Origin of the sequence: Pseudomonas sp. GZJR-8 (assembly GCF_002916705.1) — a bacterium.
Taxonomy (GTDB): Bacteria; Pseudomonadota; Gammaproteobacteria; order Pseudomonadales; family Pseudomonadaceae; genus Aquipseudomonas; species Aquipseudomonas synxantha_A.
The window spans coordinates 59842-86545 of record NZ_JXSI01000014.1 but is presented as its reverse complement, the minus strand read 5'-3'; the positions used below and the strand labels follow the sequence as shown (position 1 = coordinate 86545).

Annotated in this window: 24 protein-coding genes; 15 read left to right on the top strand and 9 right to left on the bottom strand. The window is 60.5% G+C overall.

What is annotated here, in order from left to right; genetic code table 11:
* Positions 1-99: 99 nt before the first annotated feature.
* Entirely contained in the window at positions 100-807 is a 708-nt protein-coding gene (locus TK42_RS23395) for a PolC-type DNA polymerase III (protein WP_005792102.1), read from the bottom strand.
* The gene (locus TK42_RS23390; protein ID WP_103735283.1) at positions 804-2726 is read right to left on the bottom strand and encodes a putative nucleotidyltransferase substrate binding domain-containing protein; all 1923 of its coding nucleotides are present in this window, start codon (positions 2724-2726) and stop codon (positions 804-806) included. The genes TK42_RS23395 and TK42_RS23390 overlap by 4 nt, the downstream gene beginning before the upstream one ends.
* A 245-nt stretch (positions 2727-2971) precedes the next feature.
* Between TK42_RS23390 and TK42_RS23385 the strand changes: the two genes are divergently transcribed.
* Positions 2972-3418 (top strand): response regulator, encoded by a 447-nt coding sequence (locus tag TK42_RS23385; protein WP_032879104.1) that lies wholly within the window; start codon positions 2972-2974, stop codon positions 3416-3418.
* Positions 3419-3580: 162 nt separating this feature from the next.
* Here the strand turns inward: TK42_RS23385 and TK42_RS23380 are convergent, their stop codons facing one another.
* On the bottom strand, positions 3581-5758 hold the full coding sequence (locus TK42_RS23380) for a malate synthase G (RefSeq protein ID WP_103735248.1): 2178 nt from the start codon (positions 5756-5758) through the stop codon (positions 3581-3583).
* A gap of 267 nt (positions 5759-6025) precedes the next feature.
* Between TK42_RS23380 and TK42_RS23375 the strand changes: the two genes are divergently transcribed.
* Positions 6026-6538, top strand: coding sequence for a glycine cleavage system protein R (locus tag TK42_RS23375; protein ID WP_005792098.1), 513 nt, complete (start codon positions 6026-6028; stop codon positions 6536-6538).
* A gap of 222 nt (positions 6539-6760) precedes the next feature.
* On the opposite strand, the gene rarD is transcribed toward TK42_RS23375, so the two are convergent.
* The 5 genes from rarD to TK42_RS23350 form a co-directional block, all read right to left on the bottom strand.
* A complete protein-coding gene (gene rarD, locus TK42_RS23370; RefSeq protein WP_005792097.1) occupies positions 6761-7645 on the bottom strand; it encodes an EamA family transporter RarD in 885 nt (294 codons plus the stop codon).
* Between the two features lie 127 nt (positions 7646-7772).
* Positions 7773-8747, bottom strand: a complete 975-nt coding sequence (locus TK42_RS23365) for a serine/threonine protein kinase (protein WP_103735247.1) — start codon at positions 8745-8747, stop codon at positions 7773-7775.
* Between the two features lie 169 nt (positions 8748-8916).
* Positions 8917-10815: a PhoX family phosphatase gene (locus tag TK42_RS23360; RefSeq protein WP_078822492.1), complete on the bottom strand. Its 1899-nt coding sequence runs from the start codon at positions 10813-10815 to the stop codon at positions 8917-8919.
* Positions 10816-10885: 70 nt separating this feature from the next.
* Positions 10886-11650, bottom strand: a complete 765-nt coding sequence (locus TK42_RS23355; protein ID WP_103735246.1) for a TOBE domain-containing protein — start codon at positions 11648-11650, stop codon at positions 10886-10888.
* 57 nt (positions 11651-11707) lie between these two features.
* Positions 11708-12445: a ComF family protein gene (locus TK42_RS23350; RefSeq protein ID WP_032879109.1), complete on the bottom strand. Its 738-nt coding sequence runs from the start codon at positions 12443-12445 to the stop codon at positions 11708-11710.
* A gap of 92 nt (positions 12446-12537) precedes the next feature.
* Between TK42_RS23350 and bioB the strand changes: the two genes are divergently transcribed.
* The 9 genes from bioB to TK42_RS23300 all read left to right on the top strand — a co-directional run bounded on the left by bioB (position 12538) and on the right by TK42_RS23300 (position 22949).
* A complete protein-coding gene (gene bioB, locus TK42_RS23345; RefSeq protein ID WP_005792092.1) occupies positions 12538-13593 on the top strand; it encodes a biotin synthase BioB in 1056 nt (351 codons plus the stop codon).
* Positions 13594-13604: 11 nt separating this feature from the next.
* Complete coding sequence (bioF, locus tag TK42_RS23340; protein WP_103735282.1) at positions 13605-14786, top strand: 8-amino-7-oxononanoate synthase; 1182 nt, start codon at positions 13605-13607, stop codon at positions 14784-14786.
* Positions 14779-15510 (top strand): alpha/beta fold hydrolase, encoded by a 732-nt coding sequence (locus TK42_RS23335; RefSeq protein WP_032879110.1) that lies wholly within the window; start codon positions 14779-14781, stop codon positions 15508-15510. The genes bioF and TK42_RS23335 overlap by 8 nt, the downstream gene beginning before the upstream one ends.
* Entirely contained in the window at positions 15503-16315 is an 813-nt protein-coding gene (gene bioC / locus TK42_RS23330; protein ID WP_103735245.1) for a malonyl-ACP O-methyltransferase BioC, read from the top strand. The genes TK42_RS23335 and bioC overlap by 8 nt, the downstream gene beginning before the upstream one ends.
* The gene (gene bioD, locus TK42_RS23325) at positions 16312-16992 is read left to right on the top strand and encodes a dethiobiotin synthase (protein WP_032879112.1); all 681 of its coding nucleotides are present in this window, start codon (positions 16312-16314) and stop codon (positions 16990-16992) included. Before bioC ends, bioD begins: the two co-directional genes overlap by 4 nt.
* Before the next feature lie 105 nt (positions 16993-17097).
* Positions 17098-17379: a hypothetical protein gene (locus TK42_RS23320; RefSeq protein ID WP_032879113.1), complete on the top strand. Its 282-nt coding sequence runs from the start codon at positions 17098-17100 to the stop codon at positions 17377-17379.
* Positions 17380-17713: 334 nt separating this feature from the next.
* Complete coding sequence (locus tag TK42_RS23310; protein WP_103735243.1) at positions 17714-19519, top strand: phenylacyl-CoA dehydrogenase; 1806 nt, start codon at positions 17714-17716, stop codon at positions 19517-19519.
* A 218-nt stretch (positions 19520-19737) separates the two neighbouring features.
* Positions 19738-21027 (top strand): diguanylate cyclase, encoded by a 1290-nt coding sequence (locus TK42_RS23305; protein WP_103735242.1) that lies wholly within the window; start codon positions 19738-19740, stop codon positions 21025-21027.
* Positions 21028-21170: 143 nt separating this feature from the next.
* Positions 21171-22949: an acyl-CoA dehydrogenase C-terminal domain-containing protein gene (locus TK42_RS23300; protein ID WP_078822486.1), complete on the top strand. Its 1779-nt coding sequence runs from the start codon at positions 21171-21173 to the stop codon at positions 22947-22949.
* A gap of 226 nt (positions 22950-23175) precedes the next feature.
* Here the strand turns inward: TK42_RS23300 and TK42_RS23295 are convergent, their stop codons facing one another.
* Positions 23176-24075, bottom strand: a complete 900-nt coding sequence (locus tag TK42_RS23295; protein WP_005792083.1) for a LysR family transcriptional regulator — start codon at positions 24073-24075, stop codon at positions 23176-23178.
* 209 nt (positions 24076-24284) lie between these two features.
* On the opposite strand from TK42_RS23295, the gene TK42_RS23290 reads away from it, so the two are divergent.
* The 4 genes from TK42_RS23290 to TK42_RS23275 all read left to right on the top strand — a co-directional run bounded on the left by TK42_RS23290 (position 24285) and on the right by TK42_RS23275 (position 26700).
* The gene (locus TK42_RS23290) at positions 24285-25553 is read left to right on the top strand and encodes an aspartate aminotransferase family protein (protein ID WP_103735241.1); all 1269 of its coding nucleotides are present in this window, start codon (positions 24285-24287) and stop codon (positions 25551-25553) included.
* Positions 25554-25778: 225 nt separating this feature from the next.
* A complete protein-coding gene (locus TK42_RS23285) occupies positions 25779-26144 on the top strand; it encodes a type II toxin-antitoxin system RelE/ParE family toxin (RefSeq protein WP_032879120.1) in 366 nt (121 codons plus the stop codon).
* On the top strand, positions 26128-26448 hold the full coding sequence (locus TK42_RS23280; protein ID WP_032879122.1) for a DNA-binding transcriptional regulator: 321 nt from the start codon (positions 26128-26130) through the stop codon (positions 26446-26448). Before TK42_RS23285 ends, TK42_RS23280 begins: the two co-directional genes overlap by 17 nt.
* Before the next feature lie 93 nt (positions 26449-26541).
* Positions 26542-26700, top strand: coding sequence for a YqaE/Pmp3 family membrane protein (locus TK42_RS23275; RefSeq protein ID WP_003194776.1), 159 nt, complete (start codon positions 26542-26544; stop codon positions 26698-26700).
* Positions 26701-26704: the final 4 nt, after the last annotated feature.

Sequence of the window (26704 nt, the reverse complement as noted above, 5' to 3'; positions counted from 1 at the left end):
GCATCACCGAATAAATAGTAGGTTTAAACTAACGAGAATTATTCGCGATTGTGTCAGAGGCGTGGGGTGGGCGCAATTAGCGTCTGTCGGGAGGTGACATTAAAACGATGGCGCTTGTTGGCGCCGTTTCCACTGGGCCAAACGCTCTTGCAGCGCGTGGGGCGTGTCGATCTGCTGCTGCCGTGCACGGCTGAACAGGATCAGCATCAGCTCCGCCGTGACCAGTGCATCGGCGCTGGCGTGATGACGCTCGCCGACCTGCAGCTGGAAATGCTTGACCCAGTCGTCCAGTCCGGCCTCGCGCAGCGTGGCGTCGGGGCACAAGAGCGGTGCCAGGTCGGCCACGTCGAGAAACGGGTGGGCCAGGCGATAACCCAGGCTGTCCTTGAGCGCCCGGCCCAGCATGTGTTGATCGAACGGTGCATGGAAGGCCAGCAACGGGCTGTCGCCCACGAATGCCATGAAATCCAGCAGTGCCTCGGCCGGGTCGCTGCCGGCGGCAATCGCACTGGGGCCGAGACCATGAATCAATACGCTGGGGCTGAGCTTGGTGTCGGTGCGTTGCAGGGTACGTTCGAATAGTTGCGAAAAATCCACCGCACCGTCCTCGATCACCACGGCGCCGATGGACAGCACCTGGTCACGGTTTAGGTTCAGGCCGCTGGTTTCCAGATCCACCACGACCCAGCGTTGGTTGCGCAACGAACCATCGCCCAATGCGCAAGGCTTGGGCAGTTGTTCCAGGCGCTGTTGTTGCGCGGCATTCAGCCCCGGTTTTTGCTTATGAAACCAGCCGAACCAACTCACAGTTGATACCGCAAGGTCAGGCTGCTTTGCAGGCGCTGGGCCTGGCGCAGGGATTCACGCAGGATGCGTCGGTCGAGGTGGTTGAGGCTGTCGGGGTCGACGCGGTTGGAGTAGGGCTGGTTCTCGCGGGTCTGCAATTGGTGCTGCTGCATACGGGTTTGCTGAATGAAGTGGTAGGCCTCTTCGTAGGCCGCGCCATCCAGGGGCTCGATCACTTGCTTGTCGACCAACTGACGCAGGCGCTCCAGGGTGTTGTTGGCGTGGATACCATTGGCCAGGGCGAGCAGGCGTGCGCCATCGACAAAGGGGGTCAAGCCCTGCACCTTGAGATCCAGGGTGGCCTTTTCGCCGTCCTTGCGGGTCAGCACGAACTCGCGAAAGCGTCCCACCGGCGGGCGCTGGCGTAATGCGTTTTCGGCCAACATGCGCTGGAACAAACGGTTGTCCGCGACCTGATCGAGAATGCCCTGACGCAGTTGCTCGCAACCACGCTCGTCGCCCCACACTGCACGCAAATCAAAATAGATGCTCGAGCTAAGCAGGTTCTCCGGCGTCGCCTCGCGAATAAACGCGCCGAAGCGCCGCGCCCACTCCACCCGGGACAAGCACAGCTCGGGGTTGCCGGCCATGATATTGCCTTTGCACAGGCTGAAGCCGCACAGCGCCAGGCTTTGATTGATGTGCTGTGCCAGGGGAAGCAGCCGCTCACGGATCTGGGCAGCTTCGACTGCGTCCTTGGCCTCGAACAGAATGCCGTTGTCCTGATCGGTGTACAGCGTTTGCTCGCGGCGGCCTTCGCTGCCGAAACACAGCCAACTGAATGGCACGCCGGGGTCGCCTTTTTCCGCCAGGGTCAGCTCGATCACCCGGCAGACGGTGTGGTCGTTGAGCAGCGTAATGATGTGGGTGATCTGGGTGGACGACGCGCCATGAGCAAGCATACGTTCCACCAACTGACCGATTTCACCGCGGATTGCCACCAGGTTGTCGACCCGGGGCGCGTTGCGGATAGTGCGGGCCAGGTGCACCAGGTCCACGCGTTGCAACGAGAACAAGTCACGCTCGGACACCACGCCGCACAGGCGCTGGTCTTTGACCAGGCACACATGGGCGATATGCCGTTCGGTCATGGCGATAGCGGCGTCGAAGGCACTGTGGTCCGGGCTCAGGAAGAACGGCGCCTGGGTCATATGGCCGTCAATGCCCTGGCTGAAATCGCTGGTGCCGTCGGCCACCACCTGGCGCAGGTCACGCAAGGTAAAGATGCCCAGGGGCGCCTTGTGTTCGTCCACGATCACAATGCTGCCGACCTGTTGCTCGTGCATCAACGTGACCGCTTCGCGCAACGGCGTGTGCGGGCTGCACGTCACCGGGTGGCGCATGGCCAATTCGCCCAGGCGGGTATTCAGGGAGTATTGGGTACCGAGGGTTTCCACGGCTTTTTGCTGCACTTGCTGGTTGACTTGGTCGAGCAGGCTACTGACACCACGCAAGGCAAAATCACGAAACGGGCTGGAAAGGGCAAACAGCTTGATAAACGCCGGCTTGTTCAGTTGCAGGCAGAAGGTGTCTTGCGCGGCTTTATGTTCGGTGCGGGTCGCACGTTCACCCAGCAATGCGGCGAGGGGGAAGCACTCGCCGGTAGTGATTTCGAAGGTGGGATCTGGCGAGTCTGGCCGCTCGCCAATCACCCGGCCCTGTTTGACGATATAGAAATGCTCGACCGGCCCGCCCGACGGTTTGAGGATGCTGTCGCCCTGGCCATAGAAGCGCAATTGGCACTGTTCCACCAGGAAGGCCAGGTGCGCCTGTTCCATCTGGTTGAACGGCGGGAAGCGTTGCAGCAATTGCAAGGTGCCGTGGATGTTCTGCAACACAGCAGTTTTACCCGCCTGTTCGAATGCATCAGCTTTACTCATAACAGTGACCGCAGTTTTTTTGTCGTTATCGTGCTGCATGGTCGACTCCTGCACCGCGGGTGCCCATTGGACGTAAGTCTAGGTCGGTGAAAACGCTGCAAAACTAGGGAAAAACCTTACATGACTATCGTCCAAACCCCGTAGAACGCCCACTAGGCAAACTTTCCGACGAAGTGCACATTGTTCGACCTTGCACAGATGTCTGACGAGTGCTGGGAGATTGATTTAGAACTGCTGAGAAACGTATGTCCGACCACGATATTTTGAGTGATGCCGAGCGCGAGGCGCTGAGCGCCGTGATGCTCGAGCCTGATTTACCGCCCCAACGCGTATTGATCGTGGACGACGACAAGGATGCGCGTGAACTGTTGGCGGAAATCCTGGGGCTGGACGGTATTCGTTGCTTGACCGCCGACAGTGGTGAGGCGGCATGGGATTTGTTGAAATCGAGCGGCTCTATCGGTTTGCTGATCACCGACCTGCGCATGCAGCCCAGCAACGGCCTGGAGTTGATCCGTCAGGTGCGTGAGTCGACCCGGGCGGCGCTGCCGATCATCATCATGTCGGGTGACGCCGAAGCGCCGGATGTGATCGATGCGATGCACTTGAGTGTGGTGGATTTCTTGCTCAAGCCGATAGATAGCGTGAAGTTGGCGAAGTTGGTGAAGCGGGAGTTGGGGATGGCTTCCTGATTTTTGTGATGCTGTGATGGCCTCATCGGGAGCAAGCCCTCTCCCACATTTTGAACTGCGAACACTTTTAGAATGTGGGAGGGGGCTTGCTCCCGATTGCGCCAGTTCAGTCATCCTCAACCCAACTAAAAAGCCCTGATCTCTCGATCAGGGCTTTTTCATTTACAGGCCGTTTTTAGCCTTGAACTCCCGACGCCTGCGGTGCAACACCGGCTCGGTATACCCATTGGGCTGCTTGGTCCCTTCAATCACCAACTCCACCGCTGCCTGGAACGCGATATTGCTGTCGAAATCCGGCGCCAACGGACGATACAACGCGTCCCCGGCATTCTGACGGTCCACCACCGGCGCCATGCGCTTGAGGCTTTCCATCACTTGGTCTTGGTTGACGACGCCGTGGCGCAGCCAGTTGGCAATGTGCTGGCTGGAGATACGCAGGGTGGCGCGGTCTTCCATCAGGCCCACATCGTTGATGTCCGGTACTTTCGAACAGCCAACGCCCTGGTCAATCCAACGGACCACATAGCCAAGGATGCCCTGGGCGTTGTTGTCCAGTTCATTGCGGATCTCTTCGTCCGACCAATCGGTGTTGCTGGCCAGAGGAATGGTGAGGATATCGTCCACCGAGGCGCGTTCGCGCTTGGCCAGTTCGGCCTGGCGGGCAAATACGTCGACCTTGTGATAGTGCAACGCGTGTAGCGCCGCAGCGGTCGGCGACGGTACCCAGGCGGTGTTGGCACCGGCCAATGGATGGGCGATTTTCTGCTCAAGCATCGCCGCCATCAGGTCGGGCATGGCCCACATGCCTTTACCGATTTGTGCACGGCCTTGCAGGCCGGTGCTCAAGCCGATATCGACGTTCCAGTTTTCGTAGGCGCCGATCCATTTTTCCGCCTTCATGGCGGCCTTGCGCACCATCGCCCCGGCTTCCATGGAGGTGTGGATTTCGTCGCCGGTACGGTCGAGGAAGCCGGTGTTGATAAACACCACGCGCTCGCTGGCGGCCTTGATGCAGGCCTTGAGGTTGACCGTGGTACGGCGCTCCTCGTCCATGATCCCGACTTTGAGCGTATTACGCGCCAGGTTCAGCACCTCTTCGATGCGACCGAACAGCTCGTTGGTGAACGCGGCTTCTTCCGGGCCGTGCATCTTCGGTTTGACGATGTACACCGAACCTGTGCGGCTGTTCTTGCGCGTGTTGTTGCCATTGAGGCTGTGGATCGCCGCCAGGCTGGTGATCAGGCCGTCGAGGATGCCTTCGGGCACTTCGTTGCCGTCTTTATCGAGGATCGCATCGATGGTCATCAAGTGGCCAACGTTGCGCACGAACAACAGCGAACGGCCGTGCAGGGTCACGTCGTTACCGTCGATGCCGGTGTAGACGCGATCAGGGTTCATGGTACGAGTAAAGGTCTTGCCGCCCTTGGCCACTTCTTCGGCCAGGTCGCCCTTCATCAGCCCGAGCCAGTTGCGGTAGATCACCACCTTGTCATCGGCATCCACGGCGGCAACGGAGTCTTCGCAGTCCATGATGGTGGTCAGCGCGGCTTCCATCAGCACGTCTTTGACGCCGGCGGCATCGGTCTGGCCGACCGGAGTGCTGGCGTCGATCTGCAACTCGAAGTGCAGGCCGTTGTGTTTGAACAGGAGCGCAATCGGCTCGGCCGCGGGGCCCTGGAAACCGATCAACTGGGCATCGTCACGCAGGCCGCTGTTGCTGCCGCCTTTGAGGCTCACGATCAGCTTGCCGTCGACGATCTTGTAGCCGGTGGAATCGACGTGGCTGCCCGCGCTCAGCGGTGCGGCTTCGTCGAGGAAGGCGCGGGCGAAGGCGATGACCTTGTCGCCACGCACCTTGTTGTAGCCCTTGCCCTTTTCGGCGCCGTTGGCTTCGCTGATGGCGTCGGTGCCGTACAACGCGTCATACAGCGAGCCCCAGCGCGCATTCGAGGCGTTGAGGGCGAAGCGCGCATTCATCACCGGCACCACCAGTTGCGGGCCGGCCATGCGCGCGATTTCGTCGTCGACGTTTTGCGTCGAGGCCTCAAAGTCTGCGGCTTCTGGCAGCAGGTATCCGATGTCTTGCAGGAAGGCTTTGTAGGCCACCGGGTCGTGGGCCTGGCCGGCGTGAGTCTGGTGCCAGGTATCGATCCGCGCCTGGAAATCGTCGCGTTTGGCGAGTAGGGCTTTGTTCTTCGGTGCCAGGTCGTGGATGACCTTGTCGGCACCGGCCCAGAACTGGTCGGCAGTAATGCCGGTACCGGGAATGGCTTCGTTGTTCACGAAGTCGAACAGGACTTTGGCGACCTGCAGGCCACCGACTTGAACGTGTTCAGTCATTGCTTGCCTCACTCTGCGGAGCTTATGCGCTTTTTCAGATTTTCATTATGTAGTGCACGGTTGGGCATACTACATGATGACTTGCGGTTGTGAAAATTAGACTAAATACGTCGTTTAGCGACCCACTTTGGTCGTACGGTCACAGCGGAGAATCGGATGTTCTCAAAAAACTATTGGATTGTTCCAGATAAATATAAAAATGGTACACGATTTGTTTTCGAGGGCTCCCGGGTCCACCTTGTAGATTGAATTCCAGAGGGCTTCGCCATGGACCATCTTGTACTCACAATTATCGCTGCCGACAAACCCGGCCTGGTTGAACGCATCGCGCAGAACATTGCCGCCCACGGTGGTAACTGGCTGGAAAGCCGCATGGCCCACATGGCTGGGCAGTTTGCCGGGATCCTGCGGGTCAGCGTGCCGACGGAGCAACGTCAGGCACTGGTGGGCGCGCTGGAAGACTTATCCACACACGGCATACGCGTGCTGGTGGGCGAGGGCAGTACAGGGCAGGCGGCAGTGTCCAAATCGATTGTGATGACGCTGGTGGGCAATGACCGCTCGGGCATCGTGCGCGAGATTACTGCGCTGTTGAGCCAGCAGGGTGTCAACGTGGAGCGCTTGAGTACCGATGTACGCCCGGCGCCCATGAGCGGGGACCCGTTGTTCAACGCCGAGGCTTTGTTGCAGGTGCCGTCTACGTTGTCTCTGGAGCGCTTGCAGGAATCGCTTGAGACCTTGGCCGACGACTTGATGGTGGAACTGCGCAACGAGGAATAACCACCCACAAGGTTATGCATGGAAATCTTGCATGGGCCTGTGGATAACCTGTAGAGACCCGGCGCCAGGCCACGTCGGCCGGACTTCTCCGTCAGCTGAGCAAAAAACGAGCAGTTTCAAGGGCTTGTGCACAAATGGCGGGGATCAGGTTGTGGATAACCTTGGGGTGAAACGCTGCAAGCCACGGGCGCCGTGGCTTGCAAAGGTTTGTGCGTTATTTGATCAGCGTTTGCGCACCGTCAGCCATGCATCCACGCTGTAGATCACCAGCCCGGCCCAGATGAAGGCGAAGGCAATCAGCGTGGCCGGCGCCAGGTGTTCGCCGAACAGCAATACCGCTTCCAACAGCACCAGGGTCGGCGCCACGTACTGCAAAAAGCCCAGTGCGGTATAGGGCAAATGCCGTGCTGCGGCGTTAAAGCAGACCAATGGAATCAGGGTTACCGGACCTGCGGCCACCAACCACCAGGCTTCGGAGGTGCTCCAGAATTCCAGTTGTGCACTGTGGGCTGATGGATTGAACAGCAACCAGGCGACGGCAATCGGCACCAGCATCCAGGTTTCCACCACCAGCCCCGGAAGTGCCTTGACCGGGGCCTGTTTACGGATCAAGCCGTAAAAACCGAACGTCAACGCCAGCGCCAGCGACACCCATGGCAAGCTACCCACCTGCCACACTTGTTGCGCCACACCGACCGCCGCCAACCCCACCGCCACCCATTGCAGGCGGCGCAGGCGTTCACCGAGTATCAACATACCCAACAGTACATTCACCAGCGGGTTGATGTAGTAACCCAGGCTGGCTTCAAGCATGCGCCCACTGTTCACCGACCACACATAGGTCAGCCAGTTGGCCGCGATCAGCGAACCGCTGAGTGCCAGGATCGCCAGGCGCTTGGGGTTGTCACGCAGTTCGCGAAACCAGCCAGGGTGCTTCCACACCATCAACAGCAAGCCGCCGAACAGCGCTGACCACAGCACGCGGTGCACGATGATCTCGGCGGCGGGCACGCTGGCGATGGCTTTGAAATAGAGCGGGAACAGACCCCAGATGACGTAGGCGCTCAGGCCCAGGATGTACCCCTTGCGAGGGTTGGCGGCTTGCATTTCAAAATCCTTGCTTAGGCAGCTAACAAAGCGCGATTGTAAGGATATTTGTCAGACAATGGGGACTTGCTTGGCAATGGGGATTTTTATGTGGGAGGGGGGCTCGCTCCCACATAAAGCAAAGCAGTCAGAAGAGTTTTAGCGGTTCTTCATTGAGCGCCGACAGTTGCTCACGCAACGCCAGCACCTGGTCGCCCCAATACCGTTCGGTGCCAAACCACGGGAAGCTGTGGGGAAACGCCGGATCGTCCCAGCGCCGTGCCAGCCAGGCGCTGTAGTGCATCAGGCGCAAGGCGCGCAACGGTTCGATCAGGGCGAGTTCGCGGGGGTCGAAATCGTGGAACTCCTGATAGCCGTCCATCAGTTCCGACAGCTGGCCCAGGCATTCCTGGCGGTCGCCAGCGAGCATCATCCACAGGTCTTGCACCGCCGGGCCCATGCGGCAGTCGTCGAGGTCGACGATATGGAACATCTCGTCGCGGCACATCATGTTGCCGGGGTGGCAATCGCCGTGCATGCGGATGTTCTTGTGCGGCGTGGCTTTATAAACCTCTTCCACACGCTTGAGCAGGTCGCGGGCCACGGATTCATAGGCCGGCAACAGGCTTTTGGGAATGAAGTTGCCTTCGAGCAAGGTGTTGAGGGAATCGTGACCGAAGTTCTTCACGCCCAGGGCTTCGCGATGTTCGAACGGGCGGGTTGACCCCACGGCGTGCAAACGGCCGAGCAACTGCCCAAGGCGATAAAGCTGGTCGAGGTTGCCCGGCTCCGGCGCGCGGCCGCCACGGCGGGGAAACAGGGTGAAGCGGAAACCTGCGTGTTCGAACAGGCTCTCGCCGTTGTGAATCAGCGGGGCCACCACGGGCACTTCGCACTCGGCCAGTTCGAAGGTAAAGCGGTGCTCTTCGAGGATCGCCTCGTTAGTCCAGCGTTGGGGCCGGTAGAACTTGGCGATCAGCGGTTCGGCGTCTTCGATGCCCACCTGGTACACGCGGTTTTCGTAGCTGTTGAGCGCCAACACGCGCGCATCGCTGAGAAAGCCGATGCTTTCGACGGCGTCGAGGACCAGATCAGGGGTGAGTGTTTCAAACGGGTGAGCCATGCGAACTCCTGCGCGCAGCAGGGCGCCGCGTCCGGCCGGGTATGGTAACGCACCGGGGCTGGGATAGGTGGTGGCTGTGCTATTGCAATCGGGGGCAAGCCCCCTCCCACATTTGAATGTATTCGCAATTCAGAATTGTGGGAGGGGGCTTGCCCCCGATGAGGCCCTGTCAGGCGCCTACGATCCCGCCATCATCCCGCCGAATCGCCATCACCGACGAACGCGGCTTGCCGTTCGGCAGATGTTCAGGCCAAGTCGAACCACCGGTTTCTCCCGGATGCTGAATCCCCACAAACAACGTCTTCTGATCCGGCGCAAAGCTGATCCCGGTGACCTCACACGCCACCGGCCCGACCATGAAACGGCGGATTTCCCCGGTGCTCGGGTCGGCACACAGCATCTGGTTGTTGCCCATGCCGGCAAAGTCGCCCGCGTTGCTGTAGTCGCCGTCGGTGAGGATCCACAGGCGCCCGGCCTTGTCGAAGCCCAGGCCGTCGGGGCTGTTGAACATGTTCTGTGGGTTGATATTGGACGAGCCGCCCTTCGGCGTACCACCGTGCACGCCCGGGTTTCCGGCCACTACGAACAGGTCCCAGGTAAAGTCTGTGGCGCCGTGGTTATCGGCGTCGGCTTTCCAGCGCAGGATCTGGCCGTAGACGTTTTTCTCTCGCGGGTTGGGGCCGCCCACCGGCTGGCCGTCTTCGCCGCGCTTGGCGTTGTTGGTCAGGGTGCAATAGACCTGGCCGTCGGTGGGGCTGACGACGATCCACTCCGGGCGGTCCATGCGCGTGGCCTTCACTACGCTGGCGGCCAGGCGCGCATGGATCAGCACCTCTGCCTGGTTGGCGAAACCGCTGCCGGCGTCGATGCCGTTTTTGCCATGGGTGAGTTCAACCCATTGGCCTTTGCCCTTGGGATGATCGGCGTTACCGTCGCCCGCATCGAAGATGGCCACGTACAAGGTGCCGTGGTCGAGCAGGTCTTTGTTGGCTTTCGGATTGCTGTGGTTGATCTGATCGCGGCTGACGAACTTGTAGATGAACTCGCCGCGTTCGTCGTCGCCCATGTACACCACGGCGCGGCCGTCGCGCGTTTCGGCCAGCGCCGCGTTTTCATGTTTGAAGCGGCCCAGGGCCGTGCGCTTGACCGGAGTGGATTGCGGATCGAACGGGTCGATTTCCACCACCCAGCCATGGCGGTTGAGTTCGTTGGGGTTCTTGGCCATGTCGAAGCGTGGGTCGTGAGGGTGCCAGTTGATGTCTTTGCTGGCGGCCACTACGCCGTAGCGTTTCTGCCCGGCGTCGAACGCTTGCTGCGGGTTGCTGCTGCCGAAGCAGTCGGTGAAGTTCTCTTCGCAGGTCAGGTAGGTGCCCCACGGTGTCTTGCCGTTGGCGCAGTTCTGGAACGTACCCAGGACTTTCTTGCCGGTTTTGTCGGCAGTGGTTTTCAACCAGTCATGGCCGGCAGCGGGGCCGCTCAAGCGGATTGGTGAGTTGCCATGGATGCGCCGGTTGTAGCGTGAGTCCTGGACGAACTGCCAGGTGTCGCCCTTGCGCCGTACTTCGATCACCGACACGCCCTCGCTGGCCAGGGCCTTGCGTACCTCCTCGGCCGATTGTGGCGCGCCGCCGTGGGCGTAGAGGTAGCGGTAGTTGGTGTATTCGTTGTTGATCGCCATCAAGGCGCGGTTGTCGTCGCCCGGGAACGGAAACAGGCTCATGCCGTCGTTGTTGTCGCCAAATTGCTGTTCCTGGGCCTTGGCCGTGCCATTGCCCGACGGGTCGAAAGCCGGGGCGTTCTTGTGCAGCGGCTGGCCCCAACTGATCAGCACCGAAGCACTGTAGCCAGGGGGCAGGGTAATGGTGTCGCTGGTGGCGGCGGCGATGCTGGTAAAACCCAGCAGCGGGCTGGCGGAGGCAGCATTCACCGCCAGGGCGCTGCGGCTCAGCAGGTTACCGCCGAGGAACATCGCGGCGCCGCACAGGGCGCCCGCGCCGATAAAGCGACGGCGGGTCAGGCCGACCATTTGTTCAAGGTCAGTGGCTTGGTTTTCTTCTAATAGGCTCATCTCAGGCTCCCGCGATTTTTGCAGATACCTTAAGGAGCGGTTGTGACCAAATTGTTGCAGCCTGAAGACGTTATACCGGGGTCCCGAGCAGCACATTGCTGGGTGCGAATTGCACCTGGATCGGCTGGCCCTCGGCAGCGTTGAGTACCAGGAGTGCAGCGGGCGGTGCCAGCGCGCATAACACTTGGCCGTTGGGCAAGGCGATACGCACCTCGCTGGGGCCATCCTTGGCGTCGAGAATCGTCTCGATCACACCGCTCATGCAATTGTGTCCAGGTGTTTCTGGGTGCCCGATCGCCCGCAACTCCAGCCATCCCGCTTTGATCAGGGCGACCACCTCCACGCCGGCCTGCAGCTCCAGCCGTTGGGTGCTGTCGTGGGTAATCTGGGCGTCGAGGTACAGGTCGCCGGCCAGTTGCAGGCGAATCCTGTCGTTGCGGCCCTGGCTGTCGATGGCGATGACCTGGCCGTGCAATTGGTTGCGTGCACTGGTGCGCAGCATCAAGCGGCCGAGCAGGTTGAAGTCACTGGCCGCTTCGTCCGAACCGAGCAGCTCGGCCTGCAGCACTTGCAGGCGCTGATAAAGGCGCAGCACTCGTTCACCTTCTTGCGTCAGCTTGGCGCCGCCACCGCCTTTGCCACCGACGCTGCGTTCCACCAGCGGTTTTTGCGCCAGGTTGTTCAGTTCATCGATGGCGTCCCAGGCGGCCTTGTAACTCAACCCCGCACTTTTGGCGGCACGGGTGATGGAGCCCTGCTCGGCGATATGCCCCAGCAAGGCAATGCGTTGGGGGCGACGGATGATGTGCTGGCTGAGTGGGCTGGGCAGAGACATGGGCATACGCTTGGATGAGATAAGCCGACGTTGCCGCCCTGAAGCAGGGGAGTCAAGTCAGGGGCCGGGTTTGGGGGTGCGGGCCAGGCAGTAGACATCGACCTGGCGTGCGCCGGCGCCCATCAATAACCGCGCCAGGCTGTGGGCGGTAGCGCCGGTGGTGAGTACATCGTCCACCAGCGCCAGGTGTTGCCCTGCGACTTGAGCGCCGGGCGCCAGGGCAAAGGCGTTGAGCAGGTTACGCTTACGCGTCTTGGCGTCGAGGTCTTGCTGCGCCACGGTTTCAAGCGGGCGCAGCAGCGCGTGCTCATTGAGGGGAATGTCGAGCGCGCTACTGAGCCAGCGAGCCACCATCTGCGCCTGGTTAAAGCCGCGTTGGCGCAGGCGTTTGCGGGCCATGGGGACCGGCAGTAGATAGTCGGGGCGGTTGAGTTCGGCGTTATCGAAGCGGTGCTGCAGGTGCTGCCCCAGCAGGCGCGCCAGCATGTGGCCCAGCGGCCAGCGAGCCTGATGCTTGAAGCGGCTGACCAGGGTGTCGATGGGAAAACTGTAGGTCCAGGGTGCGATCACCTGGTTAAAGGCCGGAGGGTGTTTTTGGCACTGGCCGCAGATCAACCCGTCCATCGGCAAAGGTAAGGCGCACTGTTCACAATGCTCAAGCAGCCATGGCAGTTCTGTTTCGCAGGTATTGCATACATTTTCGGCGGAGTCTGTGCATTCGTCACAGATCAGACAGATCTGTTTGTTTTTTAACCAGATGTAAACTTGGTGTTTGTACTCAGGTTGACAGTGCATGAATCTTCCTTAAATATGCCGAGCATCCGTGTCGTGCCTGTGGGTATTGCCCTTCCCGCAGCGTTAGCCAAAGCATAATCAAGGAATCGCCCATGAGCGCCAGCACCTCTGCCACCCTGCGTCACGACTGGTCTTTGGCCGAAGTCAAAGCCCTGTTCGTGCAGCCGTTCAATGACCTGTTGTTCCAGGCGCAGACCGTGCACCGCGCGCATTTCGACGCCAACCGCGTGCAGGTATCGACCCTGCTGTCGATCAAGACCGGCGCCTGCCCGGAAGATTGCAAATATTGTCCGCAGTCGGGTCACTACAACACCGGCCTGGAAAAAGAGAAGCTGATGGAGGTGCAGAAGGTCCTCGAAGAGGCCGCCCGCGCCAAGGCCATCGGCTCGACGCGCTTTTGCATGGGCGCGGCGTGGAAACACCCGTCGGCCAAAGACATGCCCTACGTGCTGGAGATGGTCAAAGGCGTAAAGGCCATGGGCCTGGAAACCTGCATGACCCTGGGTCGTCTCGACCAGGACCAGACCGAAGCGCTGGCCCAGGCCGGCCTGGATTACTACAACCATAACCTCGACACATCGCCAGAGTTCTACGGCTCGATCATCACCACCCGTACCTACAGCGAGCGCTTGCAAACCCTGGCCTACGTGCGTGATTCGGGGATGAAGATCTGCTCGGGCGGCATCCTCGGCATGGGCGAGTCCCTCGACGACCGTGCCAACCTGCTGATCCAACTGGCCAACCTGCCAGAGCATCCGGAGTCGGTGCCGATCAACATGCTCGTGAAGGTGGCCGGTACGCCGTTGGAAAACGCCGAGGACATCGACCCCTTCGACTTCATCCGTATGCTGGCGGTGGCGCGCATCCTGATGCCGCAATCCCACGTGCGCCTGTCCGCTGGCCGCGAAGCCATGAACGAGCAGATGCAGGCCCTGGCGTTTTTTGCCGGTGCCAACTCGATCTTCTACGGCGATAAATTGCTGACCACCGCCAACCCTCAGGCTGACAAGGACATGCAGCTGTTCGCACGCCTGGGCATCCTGCCCGAAGCTCGTGAAGAGCACGCCGATGAAGTGCATCAGGCAGCGATCGAGCAGGCGCTGGTGGAGCAAAAGAGCAGCGAGCAGTTCTATAACGCCGCTGTTTGATCGAGGCCAGCATGTCTTTTGATCTCGCCGCGCGCCTCGCGGCCCGCCGTGCCGAACATCTTTACCGTCAACGCCCGTTGCTTCAGAGCCCCCAAGGCCCTGAAGTGGTGGTGGATGGCCAGCCATTGCTGGCGTTCTGCAACAACGATTACCTGGGCCTGGCCAATCACCCGCAGGTGATCGAAGCCTGGCGCGCCGGTGCGGCTCGTTGGGGCGTGGGTGGCGGCGCTTCGCATTTGGTGGTGGGTCACGTCACGCCGCACCATGAGTTGGAAGAAGCCCTGGCTGACTGGACCGGGCGCCCGCGTGCGTTGCTGTTTACCACCGGCTATATGGCCAACCTGGGCGCGGTCACGGCGCTGGTGGGGCAGGGCGATACGGTGCTGGAAGACCGCCTCAACCATGCTTCGTTGCTGGATGCCGGCTTATTGTCCGGGGCGCGGTTCAACCGCTATCTGCATAACGACGCGGGCAGCCTGGCCAAGCGCCTGGAAAAGGCCACCGGCAGTACGCTGGTGGTCACCGATGGTGTGTTCAGCATGGACGGCGACCTGGCCGACCTGCCAGCGCTGGCCCGGGAAGCCAGGGCCAAAGGTGCCTGGCTGATGGTGGATGATGCCCATGGTTTTGGCCCGCTGGGTGCCCATGGCGGCGGCATCGTCGAACATTTTGGCTTGAGCCAGGACGATGTACCGGTGCTGGTTGGCACCTTGGGCAAAGCCTTCGGCACCGCCGGGGCATTTGTGGCAGGCAGTGAAGACTTGATCGAAAGCCTGATCCAGTTTGCCCGGCCGTATATCTACACCACCAGCCAGCCACCGGCACTGGCCTGCGCCACCCTCAAAAGCCTGGAATTGCTGCGCAGCGAACACTGGCGGCGTGAGCACCTCAATGGGTTGATCCGCCAGTTCCGTCGCGGTGCCGAGCAGATGGGCCTGGCATTGATGGACAGCTTTACGCCGATCCAGCCGATCTTGATTGGCGACAGCGCCCGGGCATTGCGTCTGTCACAGATGCTGCGCGAGCGTGGGCTGATGGTGACTGCAATCCGCCCGCCGACTGTACCGGCCGGCAGTGCAAGGTTGCGTGTGACATTGACGGCGGCGCACAGCGAAGCGCAGGTGCAGCTATTGTTAAACGGATTAGAGCAATGTTTCCGGTTGTTGAACGCAGCGGAGCCCGACCATGCGTGATCGCCTGATACTGCTGCCCGGGTGGGGGCTCGGTGTGTCGCCGCTGGAACCGTTGGCCGCGGCACTGCAGGGCCTCAACGAGCACCTGCGGGTACAGATCGAACCCTTGCCGGCGCTGGATTCCAGTGATCTGGATGAGTGGCTTGACGAGCTCGATGCGACGCTGGCGGACGACGTCTGGCTCGGGGGCTGGTCCCTGGGCGGGATGCTTGCTTCGGAGCTTGCGGCACGCCGTGGCGAACGTTGCTGCGGTTTGCTGACTTTGGCGAGCAACCCGTGCTTCGTCGCCCATGACGGTTGGCCTCACGGGATGCCCGCCGAGACCTTCGATGCGTTCCTGGCGGGCTGCCACGCCGACTCCCAGGTCACCCTCAAGCGCTTCGGCCTGTTGTGTGCCAAGGGCGCGCAGGAGCCTCGCGGGCTCTCGCGCTTGCTGGTCAGCGGCGCGCCGCATACCGCCCCCAGCGTGTTGATGCCCGGCCTGGAGCTGCTGGCCCAACTGGATACCCGCGCGGCCTTGCAGGCATTTCGCGGGCCGCAGTTGCATCTGTTTGCCGGCCTGGATGGGCTGGTACCTGCCGAAGCTGCCAGTGACCTGCTGGCGTTGCTCCCGGATGTAGAAGTCGGCCTGATTGAACAGGCCGGTCACGCGTTTCTTCTGGAAGACCCCCACGGTGTAGCGGGGGCCATCCAGGCTTTTTTGCATGAGTGTGTTGATGACTGAATTATCCCACCCTTGTTTGCCGGGTGCCTTGCCGGACAAGCGCCAGGTTGCTGCCTCGTTCTCCCGTGCAGCGGCCAGCTACGACAGCGTGGCCGAGTTGCAGCGCGCAGTAGGGCATGAGTTGGTCCGCCGTTTGCCCAGCGAGCTTTCGCCACAACGATGGCTGGATATGGGTTGCGGCACAGGGTATTTCAGTCGCGTGCTGGGTGAGCGTTTGCCCGGAAGCGAGGGCGTGGCGCTGGATATCGCCGAAGGCATGCTCAACCACGCGCGTCCGTTGGGCGGCGCCGCGCATTTCATGGCTGGCGATGCTGAACGCTTGCCGCTGAAGGCTGACAGCTTCGAGCTGCTCTTCTCCAGCCTCGCCGTGCAATGGTGTGCCAACTTCGATGCAGTGCTCAGCGAAGCTCAGCGCGTATTGCAACCTGGCGGTGTGTTGGCGTTCGCGAGCCTGTGCGTGGGTACCCTGGATGAACTGCGCGAAAGCTGGCGAGCGGTAGACGGCTTGGTTCACGTCAATCGCTTTCGCACCTTCGAGGCTTATCAGCAGTTATGTGCGGCCAGCGGCTTGCGGGTGGTGAGTCTCGCGCGACAGCCCCATGTGCTGCATTACCCGGATGTGCGCAGCCTGACCCACGAGCTCAAAGCGTTGGGCGCCCATAACCTCAACCCCGGCCGCCCCGGCGGCTTGACGGGGCGCGCGCGGATTGTTGCACTGGTAGACGCATACGAGCAGTTCCGTCAGGCTCAGGGCCTGCCCGCCACGTATCAGGTGGTGTACGCCGTACTGGAGAAACCGCTATGAGCGTCGCGTACTTCATCACCGGCACCGACACCGATGTGGGCAAGACCACTATCGCGGCCGGCCTGTTGCATGCTGCCAGGCTCGCGGGCAAAAGCACGGCCGCCGGGAAGCCGGTGGCGTCGGGGTGCCGGTTGACTGCCCAGGGCTTGCGCAATGCCGATGCCCTGGCGTTGCTGGCCGAGTGCTCATTGCCGCTCAGTTATGCCGAGGTCAACCCGGTGGCATTCGAGCCGGCTATCGCGCCGCATCTGGCTGCGCGCGAGGCGGGCGTGGGGCTGACGGTGCAATCGTTGCTCAAGCCGATGCAACAGATTCTGGCCCGTGGAGCCGACTTTACCTTGATCGAAGGGGCGGGCGGCTGGCGCGTGCCCTTGGCCGATCAGGCCAACCTGTCTGACCTGGCCATCGCGCTCAAATTGCCGGTGATCCTGGTGGTGGGTGTGCGCCTGGGCTGCATCAGCCACGCGTTGTTGACCGCCGAAGCGATCGCACGGGACGGCTTGCCGCTGGCCGGTTGGGTGGCGAATATCATCGATCCCAAGACCTCCCGTCTGGAAGAAAACCTCGCCACCCTGGCCGAGCGCTTGCCGGCGCCCTGCCTGGGGCGCGTGCCGAAGCTCAAGGATGCCAGTGCCGCCGCCGTGGCGGAGTACCTGGAGTTGGACCTGCTTGACTGATTTTGGCTATCGCAAGGCATTATGCCATTAGTGTTTTTGACGGGCCTTTTGCCGGGATGTCTGCTTCAATCCACCTTCACGATTCTCTCAAGGCAGGCTTAAGCCATGGAAATCTCTGGAAGCAGCGCGTTTTATTCGGGCCTGAGCAGTATTCAGACCGGGCAGAGCCGTGTCGACCAGGCGGCCGGCAAGATTGCCAGCGCCGCAACAGCCCAGCCATCGGCCGCGCAAAGCGATCGTCTGCAAGCTAATGACCGCGCCCAAGCGTCAAACTCGGCGAGCAATATGGTGGAAATGGCCCAGGGCAAGTTTCAAGTCGAGCTGGGGGCAAAAGTCGCCAAGGCTTCGGACGAAATGCTCGGTACGTTGATCGATACCTACGCCTGATCCCCTGCTGAACTCAATTAAAAATGTGGGAGGGGGCTTGCTCCCGATGCGGTGTATCAGCGTGCCCATTCATAGCTGACCTACCGCTATCTGGAGCAAGCCCCCTCCCATATTTGCCTGTGCCTGGCCCTGAGCTAGTTCTCTATTCGTTTTTTGCAGTGGCATCCCGCCGCAGGCCTTGCCGTGCCTGGCGATGACCTGCGTCAAGACAAACGGCATCTGGCCGACGCTTGACAACCCTGGGTCGTAAACGTATGTTTCAAACACCTGTTTGACCGCCATAACAAATCCACGCGGTTGTTCATCCCAGATACATCAGCAGAGGTTTATCGCTATGCCTGACTACAAGGCCCCCTTGCGTGATATTCGCTTCGTTCGTGACGAACTGCTCGGTTATGAAGCGCACTATCAGAGCCTGCCGGCTTGCCAGGACGCTACCCCGGACATGGTCGACGCCATCCTCGAAGAAGGCGCCAAGTTCTGTGAGCAAGTCCTGGCACCGCTGAACCGCGTGGGCGACATCGAAGGGTGTACCTGGAGTGAGTCAGGCGTTAAGACCCCTACCGGTTTCAAAGAAGCCTACAAACAGTTCGTCGAAGGCGGCTGGCCGAGCCTGGCCCATGACGTGGAGCACGGCGGCCAAGGCTTGCCGGAGTCCCTGGGCCTGGCCGTGAGCGAAATGGTCGGCGAAGCCAACTGGTCGTGGGGCATGTACCCTGGCCTGTCCCATGGCGCGATGAACACCATTTCCGAGCACGGCACCCCCGAGCAGCAAGAGGCTTACCTGACCAAGCTGGTGTCGGGCGAATGGACCGGCACCATGTGCCTGACCGAGCCACACTGCGGTACCGACCTGGGCATGCTGCGCACCAAGGCCGAGCCTCAGGCTGACGGTTCCTACAAAGTCTCCGGCACCAAGATCTTCATCTCGGCCGGTGAACACGACATGGCCGACAACATTGTCCACATCGTACTGGCCCGCCTGCCGGACGCACCGGCCGGCACCAAAGGCATCTCGCTGTTTATCGTGCCCAAGTTCCTGCCCAACGCCGATGGTTCAGTGGGCGAGCGCAATGCGGTCACCTGTGGTTCCCTGGAACACAAGATGGGCATCCACGGCAACGCCACCTGCGTTATGAACTTCGACGCAGCCACCGGTTTCCTGATCGGCCCGGCGAACAAAGGCCTGAACTGCATGTTCACCTTTATGAACACCGCTCGCCTGGGCACTGCCCTGCAAGGCTTGGCCCACGCCGAAATCGGCTTCCAGGGCGGCCTGAAATATGCGCGTGATCGCCTGCAGATGCGCTCCCTGACCGGCCCTAAAGCACCGGACAAAGCCGCTGACCCGATCATTGTGCACCCAGACGTACGCCGCATGCTGCTGACCATGAAAGCCTTCGCCGAAGGTAACCGCGCGATGGTGTACTTCACCGCCAAGCAAGTGGACATCGTCAAGTACGGCACCGACGACGAAGCCAAGAAACAGGCCGATGGCCTGCTGGCATTCATGACCCCGATCGCCAAGGCGTTCATGACCGAAGTCGGCTTTGAATCGGCCAACCACGGCGTGCAGATCTACGGTGGCCACGGCTTCATCGCCGAGTGGGGCATGGAACAGAACGTGCGCGATAGCCGTATTTCGATGCTGTACGAAGGCACCACCGGCATCCAGGCCCTGGACTTGCTCGGCCGCAAAGTACTGATGACCCAAGGCGAAGCGCTCAAGGGCTTCACCAAGATTGTGCACAAGTTCTGTCAGGCCAACGAAGGTAACGACGCGGTTAAAGAGTTCGTTGCACCGCTGGCGGCACTGAACAAAGAGTGGGGCGAGTTGACCATGAAGGTCGGCATGGCCGCGATGAAAGACCGCGAAGAAGTCGGTGCCGCTTCGGTGGATTACCTGATGTACTCCGGCTACGCGTGCCTGGCGTACTTCTGGGCCGACATGGCGCGCCTGGCCGCCGAGAAACTGGCTGCCGGTACCAGCGAAGAGGCGTTCTACACCGCCAAGTTGCAGACCGCGCGCTTCTACTTCCAGCGCATCCTGCCGCGTACCCGTACCCACGTGGCGACCATGCTGTCGGGCGCCAACAACCTGATGGACATGAAAGAAGAAGACTTCGGCCTGGCTTACTAAGCCTTACCGGTTCTTTCTGCAACCGCCGCCTCTTTCGGGACGCGGCGGTTTTTTTTGCCCTCCTACAGAGTACGGGCATAAAAAACCGCAGTAATGCACTCAGGGATTACAACCCGCTGCCGTTACAGTAGTGGCAATGTGATACGTGTCAGCCCGGTTGTGCTTAACTGGCTGCATAAAGGCACAGTGCCATTATTTTGCGGGTCGGAGTTTTACCCTTGTCACGCGTGTCTGCTGTACGTTTCAGTCATTTCCTACCTTCGCTGCTGCTGTTGCTGGCCGGGCTTTCGGCTGCGTACGTCAAGGACCTCAACGTCTTCTTCACCTCGCTCTTCAACGTGTTGCCGACCCTGGTCCTGCTGCTCGGCGGCGCGTACTGCGCGGTCTATCGGCGCCAGCGTGAACTGTTCCTGATGATCACGGTGTACGTCGCCTATTTCCTGCTGGATACCCAGACCGATTTCTACCGCGACAATGGCCGCGTGCGTGACGACGCCGCGGTGGTGTTCCACCTGTGTTGCCTGCTGTTGCCGCTACTATTCAGCATCTACGCGCTGTGGCAGGAAAAAACCCATCTGTTCCGTGACTTCGTCGCCCGCTGCGCGGTGTTGCTGGCGGTGGGCAGTGTGGCGCTGGCCCTGGAGCAAAGTTTCCCCCAGGCTTTGCTGGGCTGGTTGGCGGAGATTCGCTGGCCGATGCTGCATGGCGCGTGGATGAGCCTGATCCAGCTGTCCTATCCCATGTTCCTGATCGGCTTCCTTACCCTGGCCGCCCAGTATTGGTATCAGCCGCGCCCGCTGCACGCCGCCCAATTGGTGGGGTTTTTGGGCCTGTTCTGGATGTTGCCGCAAACCTTCATCCTGCCGTTCACCCTCAACATCATGTGCAGCCAAGTGATGTTGATGATTGCTGCCGGTGTGGCCCACGAAGCCTATCAAATGGCGTTCCGCGACGAACTGACCGGCTTGCCGGGACGACGCGCCCTCAACGAACGCATGCAACGGCTGGGGCGCAACTATGTGCTGGCGATGAGTGACGTTGATCACTTCAAACGTTTCAACGACACCCATGGCCACGACGTGGGCGACCAGGTGCTGCGCCTGGTGGCGAGCAAGCTGTCCAAGGTCAACGGCGGCGGGCGCGCCTACCGGTATGGCGGTGAAGAATTTGCCGTGGTGTTTGCCGGCAAGACCTTGGATGAATGCATGCCGCACCTGGAGGAGATTCGCGAGATCATTGCCGGCTACGCCATCAAGTTGCGTAACCCGGATCGTCCTCATGACGACCACCAAGGCCGTCAACGGCGTGCGGGCAGCGGAGCCTCCTGCGTGTCGGTGACGGTCAGCATCGGGGTGGCCGAGCGTCAGGCCGAGCAGCGTAACCCTGAAGAGGTGCTCAAGTCCGCCGACCAGGCGCTGTACGCCGCCAAGGGCGCCGGGCGTAACTGCGTGATTGCGGCCGGGCAAACCCGTCGTGGCGCGGTGCGCACGCAAAGCGCTGCGGGTTGAGTCAGCGCGCTGTATTTACTGTGACTTAAAAATACCAGATAGTCACAAGCAGACCCTATGTGTCTGAAAAGTTGTTCGGGTACACTCGGGGTCTGTAAAACCGATCCTATCGAATCACTTTTCATGTTCTCACGAGGTTTGCCATGGCTGATTACAAAGCGCCGTTGCGTGATATGCGCTTCGTCCTCAACGAAGTTTTTGAAGTCGCCAAGACTTGGGCCGAACTGCCGGCATTGGCAGACACCGTTGATGCCGAAACCGTTGAGGCGATCCTCGAAGAGGCCGGCAAGGTTACCGCCAAATCCATCGCGCCCTTGAGCCGCGGCGGCGATGAGCAAGGCTGCCATTGGACCGACGGCGCGGTGCGTACCCCGGACGGTTTCCCCCAGGCTTATGCGACCTACGCCGAAGGCGGCTGGGTGGGTGTGGGGGGCGATCCGACCTATGGCGGCATGGGTATGCCCAAGGCGGTGTCGGCGCAGGTTGAAGAAATGATCAACTCGTCGAGCCTGGCATTCGGCCTGTACCCGATGCTGACCTCCGGCGCCTGTGTCTCGATCAACACCCACGCCAGCGAAGAGCTCAAGGCCGCGTACTTGCCGAAGATGTATTCCGGTGAGTGGGCAGGTTCCATGTGCTTGACCGAAGCCCATGCCGGCACCGACCTGGGCATGATTCGCACCAAGGCCGAGCCTCAGGCGGACGGTTCCTACAAGGTCAGCGGCACCAAGATCTTCATCACCGGTGGCGAGCACGACCTGACCGAGAACATCATCCATCTGGTGCTGGCCAAACTGCCGGATGCACCGGCGGGGCCCAAGGGCATCTCGCTGTTTCTGGTGCCCAAGTTCATGGTGAACGCCGACGGCAGCCTTGGCGCGCGCAACCCGGTGACCTGCGGTTCGATTGAACACAAGATGGGGATCCAGGCGTCCGCGACCTGCGTGATGAACTTCGACGAAGCCGTGGGTTATCTGGTCGGTGAGCCTAACCGTGGCCTGGCGGCGATGTTCACCATGATGAACTACGAGCGTCTGGGGGTGGGCATCCAGGGCCTGGCGTCCGGCGAGCGCTCCTATCAGAACGCGATTGAATACGCCCGCGACCGCCTGCAAAGCCGCTCCCCGCTGGGTGCACAGGCCAAGGATAAAGTGGCAGATCCGATCATCGTGCATCCGGACGTACGCCGTATGCTGCTGACCATGAAGGCGGCCAACGAAGGCGGTCGTGCGTTCTCCACCTACGTGGCGACGCAGTTGGACATCGCCAAGTTCAGCGACGATGCGCAGGCGCGCGAGCGCGCCGATAACCTGGTGGCGTTGTTGACACCCGTGGCCAAGGCGTTCCTCACCGACCTGGGCCTGGAAACCACTGTGCTCGGCCAGCAAGTGTTTGGTGGCCATGGCTATATTCGCGAATGGGGCCAGGAGCAGTTGGTGCGTGACGTGCGCATCACCCAGATCTACGAAGGCACCAACGGCATTCAGGCGCTGGATTTGATGGGACGCAAGATCGTCGGCAGCGGCGGTGCGTTCTACACGCTGTTCGCCGATGAGATCCGCCAGTTCATCGCTGAATCGGGGGCCGAGCTGGCCGAGTTCACCACGCCGCTCAGCGCAGCGGTGGATAACCTGGATGAATTGACGGCCTGGGTACTGGACCGCGCCAAGAGCAACGCGAATGAAATCGGCGCAGCGTCGGTGGAGTACTTGCATGCATTCGGCTACATGGCCTACGCCTATATGTGGGCGCGCATGGCCAAGGCCGCGTTGGGCAAAGAGGCCGAGGAGGCTTTCTACGCCAGCAAATTGGGGACTGCACGTTTCTACTTTGCCCGTCTGCTGCCGCGTATCCATTCGTTGAGCGCGTCGGTAAAAGCCGGTAGCGAATCGTTGTTCCTGATGGATGAAGCACTGTTTTAAGGGCCTGTAGGGCGTGTAAGCAATCTCTTACATGACGTGCTGCTAATCGTCCTCTATCGCCAAATTGGATCCACGGATAATCTACTTCACATGGACGTCGCGCAGGAAGCGCAAAGCAACAACACGGACACGTAGGATTCTGCCAGGACGGCGGAGTGAAATGGATGTCAGGGAAACAGTCTGCAAAGCCCCGCTTCGGCGGGGTTTTCTTTTGCCCGCGAAAAAGTCAGGCGCTTGCCTGCGGGGCATTCATCACGTCTTCCAGCAGGGTGCGCAGCAATGCGACGGTGGCCTGTTGGCGTTGCACATCGCGGCACACCAGCCCCACCTTCAATGGCACCCTCGGTTCGCTCAAGGGTTTCCACAAAAGCGCCTGGCTGTTGTGTTCGTCCTGGGAACGCCCCGGTAGCACCGTCGCCAGCTTGGTGTGGGGCAGGCTGTCGAGTATTCCCACCATGGTGTTGAGCTCCGCTTGCACCTGCGGGCGCCGCCCCAGGTTGGCCAACTGGCCCTGCCAGATCTGCCTGACTTGAAACTCCTCCCCCAACAGCAGCATCGGTAACTCGGCAGCTTGTTTGAGCGAGACTTTCTTGAATTCGCGCAGCGGATGGTCGTCGGGAATCACCACCTTCAACTCATCTTCATACAGCAGCACACCGTGCAGGCCCGGCTGACGTGGCGGCAGGTAGCTGATGCCAATGTCGAGGGAGCCGTTGAGCAACCGCCGCTCAATCTCAAGCCCCGTCAGCTCGTAAATCTGCACCACCAAATGAGGCTGGGCCTTGCGCACGCGCTCAAGCATTTGCGGCACCAGGCTGGTGTGCACGGTTTGCAGCACGCCGATGGCCAGGGTCCGCATGGCCTGGCCCTTGAAGTTGCGTAGCGCTTCGACGGCTTGCTGCATGCCATCAATGAGCGGCAACGCGTGGTTGTATAAGGTGTGCGCCGCCAGGGTCGGCAGCAGCCGCTTGCTGCTGCGTTCGAACAGACTTACATCAAGGTTCTGCTCCAGCTGGCGAATCTGTTGTGACAAGGCCGGTTGCGAGATCGAAAGACGCTCCGCAGCACGCCCTACGTGGCCTTCCTCATACACCGCGACGAAATAACGCAGTTGCTTGAAATCCATAAGGCTTACTTATCGAAAAAGCTGGAAAATCGAAATGGCCGCTGGCCCCCGAGACGCCTAGTCTAGCGCCTATTCGCAGGGCTTACAGGGCCGGATCGGACAATGAACAGCGTTTTTGTTGATAGCGTTTACATAGGCAAGGCAAAAAAAACTCAGGTGCAATGGTCCGGCCGTAACCACCAAGGTCAGGTTGCCAACGGGGGTAAGTTGTGAATCTGTTCAACATCCGCCGCCCCGCCCCGAGCCTGGATGACCTGATCCAGGATGCCCCACGCGACACGCATTCAACCGAGCATTTGATGCCCACTGTGGCGCGCCCACCTCAAGTGTTTGTGCGAGGCCAGGGCTCGTGGCTGTGGGACAGTGATGAGCGTGCCTATATGGACTTCAGCCAAGGCAATGCCGCCAACAGCCTGGGCCATAGCCCACAGGTATTGATCAAGGCCCTGGCTGCGCAAACCCAGGCGCTGATCAATCCCGGCAATGGCCTGCATAACCGTGCCCAACTCAATCTCGTCGAGCGCCTTTGCCAGCATACCGGCAGCGACCAGGCTTACCTGCTCAATAGCGGCGCGGAAGCCTGCGAGGCGGCAATCAAACTGGCGCGCAAGTGGGGGCAACTGCACCGTGGCGGGGCCTATCGCATTATCAGCGCCAGCAACGGTTGCCATGGACATGGCTTCGCTACGCTAGCCGCTTCGGCTGGTACCTTGGTAAACCGCTTCGAACCGCAATTGTCGGGCTTCAGTCACGTTCCCTTCAATGATCTTCCCGCCCTGCATGCTGCCGTGGATGCCCAGACGGTGGCCATTCTGCTGGAACCGATCCAGTGCGAAGCCGGCGTGATCCCGGCGACCGAACACTATCTCAAAGGCGTCGAGCGGCTGTGCCGCGAACTGGGGATCCTGCTGATCCTCGACGAAGTGCAAACCGGCATGGGCCGCTGTGGCACCTTGCTTGCCGAGCAACAGTACGGCGTGCATGCCGACATCATCACCCTGGGCAAGGGCCTGGGCGGCGGTGTTCCGTTGGCGGCGCTGCTGGCACGGGGCAAGGCCTGTTGCTTTGAAGTGGGTGAGCTGGAAGGTACCCATCATGGCAATGCATTGATGGCCTCGGCTGGGTTGGCCGTCACCGATACCGTGCTTGAGCCCGGTTTTCTTGAGCATGTACGCGTGTTGGGCTGTCACCTGGGCGAAGGGCTTGCCCGTCTGGCCTATCGCTACGGCCATGGCCCATTGCGCGGGAATGGCCTGATGTGGGGGCTTACCTTGTCGGATGATTCTGCGGATGCGGTGGTAAAAGCCGCGCTGCAAGAGGGACTGATCCTCAGCGCGCCGCAACCCGACTGCCTGCGCTTCACACCGGCGCTGACGGTGAGCAAAAGCAACATCGACGAAATGCTCCTGCGCCTGGCCCGCGCCTTCTCACGGGTGCGCACCGCGCAACTGCAATGCCGAAAGGGCATTGCTGTTTAACCGTCCAATTCCTGAACCGTCTCGCGGTATACGCGGCGCCCTCAGCCTGATTCTTTTGGCTGGGGGCGTTTTTTTGCCTGAGTAATTTCTGGTGTGAAAACGTTTATTGAGTCTCTTTGGAAACGATGGCTTTTTAGCGAGCGTCGGCAAGGACTGCCGGAGGGGCACGACGTGCTCGACTTTTAATCTATACCACTGGGTGGTATGTTTTAGGAAGGGATCTCCATGAGGCTCAGGTTGTTCAAAACAAGGCGATTTGCCGAGGCGGCCACTAAAGTCTGGATCTGCGATTCTGAGTTGAGGAAGGCGTTTGGCGAAATGTTGAGGGGGCAGGCAGATAATCTGGGAGGTGGTGTCTGGAAAAAACGTCTCAACCAGAATCGGCATCGGTCTGTTGTATTGGCCAAGGGCAGGCATTATTGGGTTTATCAGTTTCTGTTCGCGAAGCAGGATCAAAGCAATATAACGCAGAGCGAACTTGTCTGGTTTCGAACACTTGCCAAAACTTATGAAGGGTTAAACGAAGCACAGATTCAGCGCATGCTGGATCTCAGGGAGTTTGTGGAGATACATCATGACCAAGAAGTATAAAAGTGAGGCGCTTGAGTCCATTCATCAGTCTGCCGAAGCGCTTCATGCCATCGGCGCCATCAGCAAAACCACGCTTCGAGAATATGATGAAGCATGCTTATCTGCCATGCCGGACCAAATCCCTGCCGAACAGATCAAGCAACTGCGTGAAAGCAGCCATGTCAGCCAACCTGTATTTGCCCGCTACCTGAACACCAGTGCTTCCACGGTCAAAAAATGGGAGTCGGGCGAGAAACGGCCCAGCGGCATGGCACTCAAGTTGTTGAGCGTCGTGAAGAAGCATGGTCTGCAGATTCTGGCGTGAGATGGCCCGATGCCAGAATCCACTGAACCCTCACGAGCCGCCAATGTCGATTAGCTACACGGCTCACACGAGCCGATTTTCTGGAGCTGACCCATGGACATTATTCGTATCATCATCGCTATTCTGCTGCCGCCACTGGGTGTGTTCCTGCAAGTAGGCTTCGGCGGTGCATTCTGGCTGAATATCCTGCTGACCCTGTGCGGTTACTTCCCTGGCATCATCCACGCGGTGTACATCATCGCCAAGCGTTGAAGCC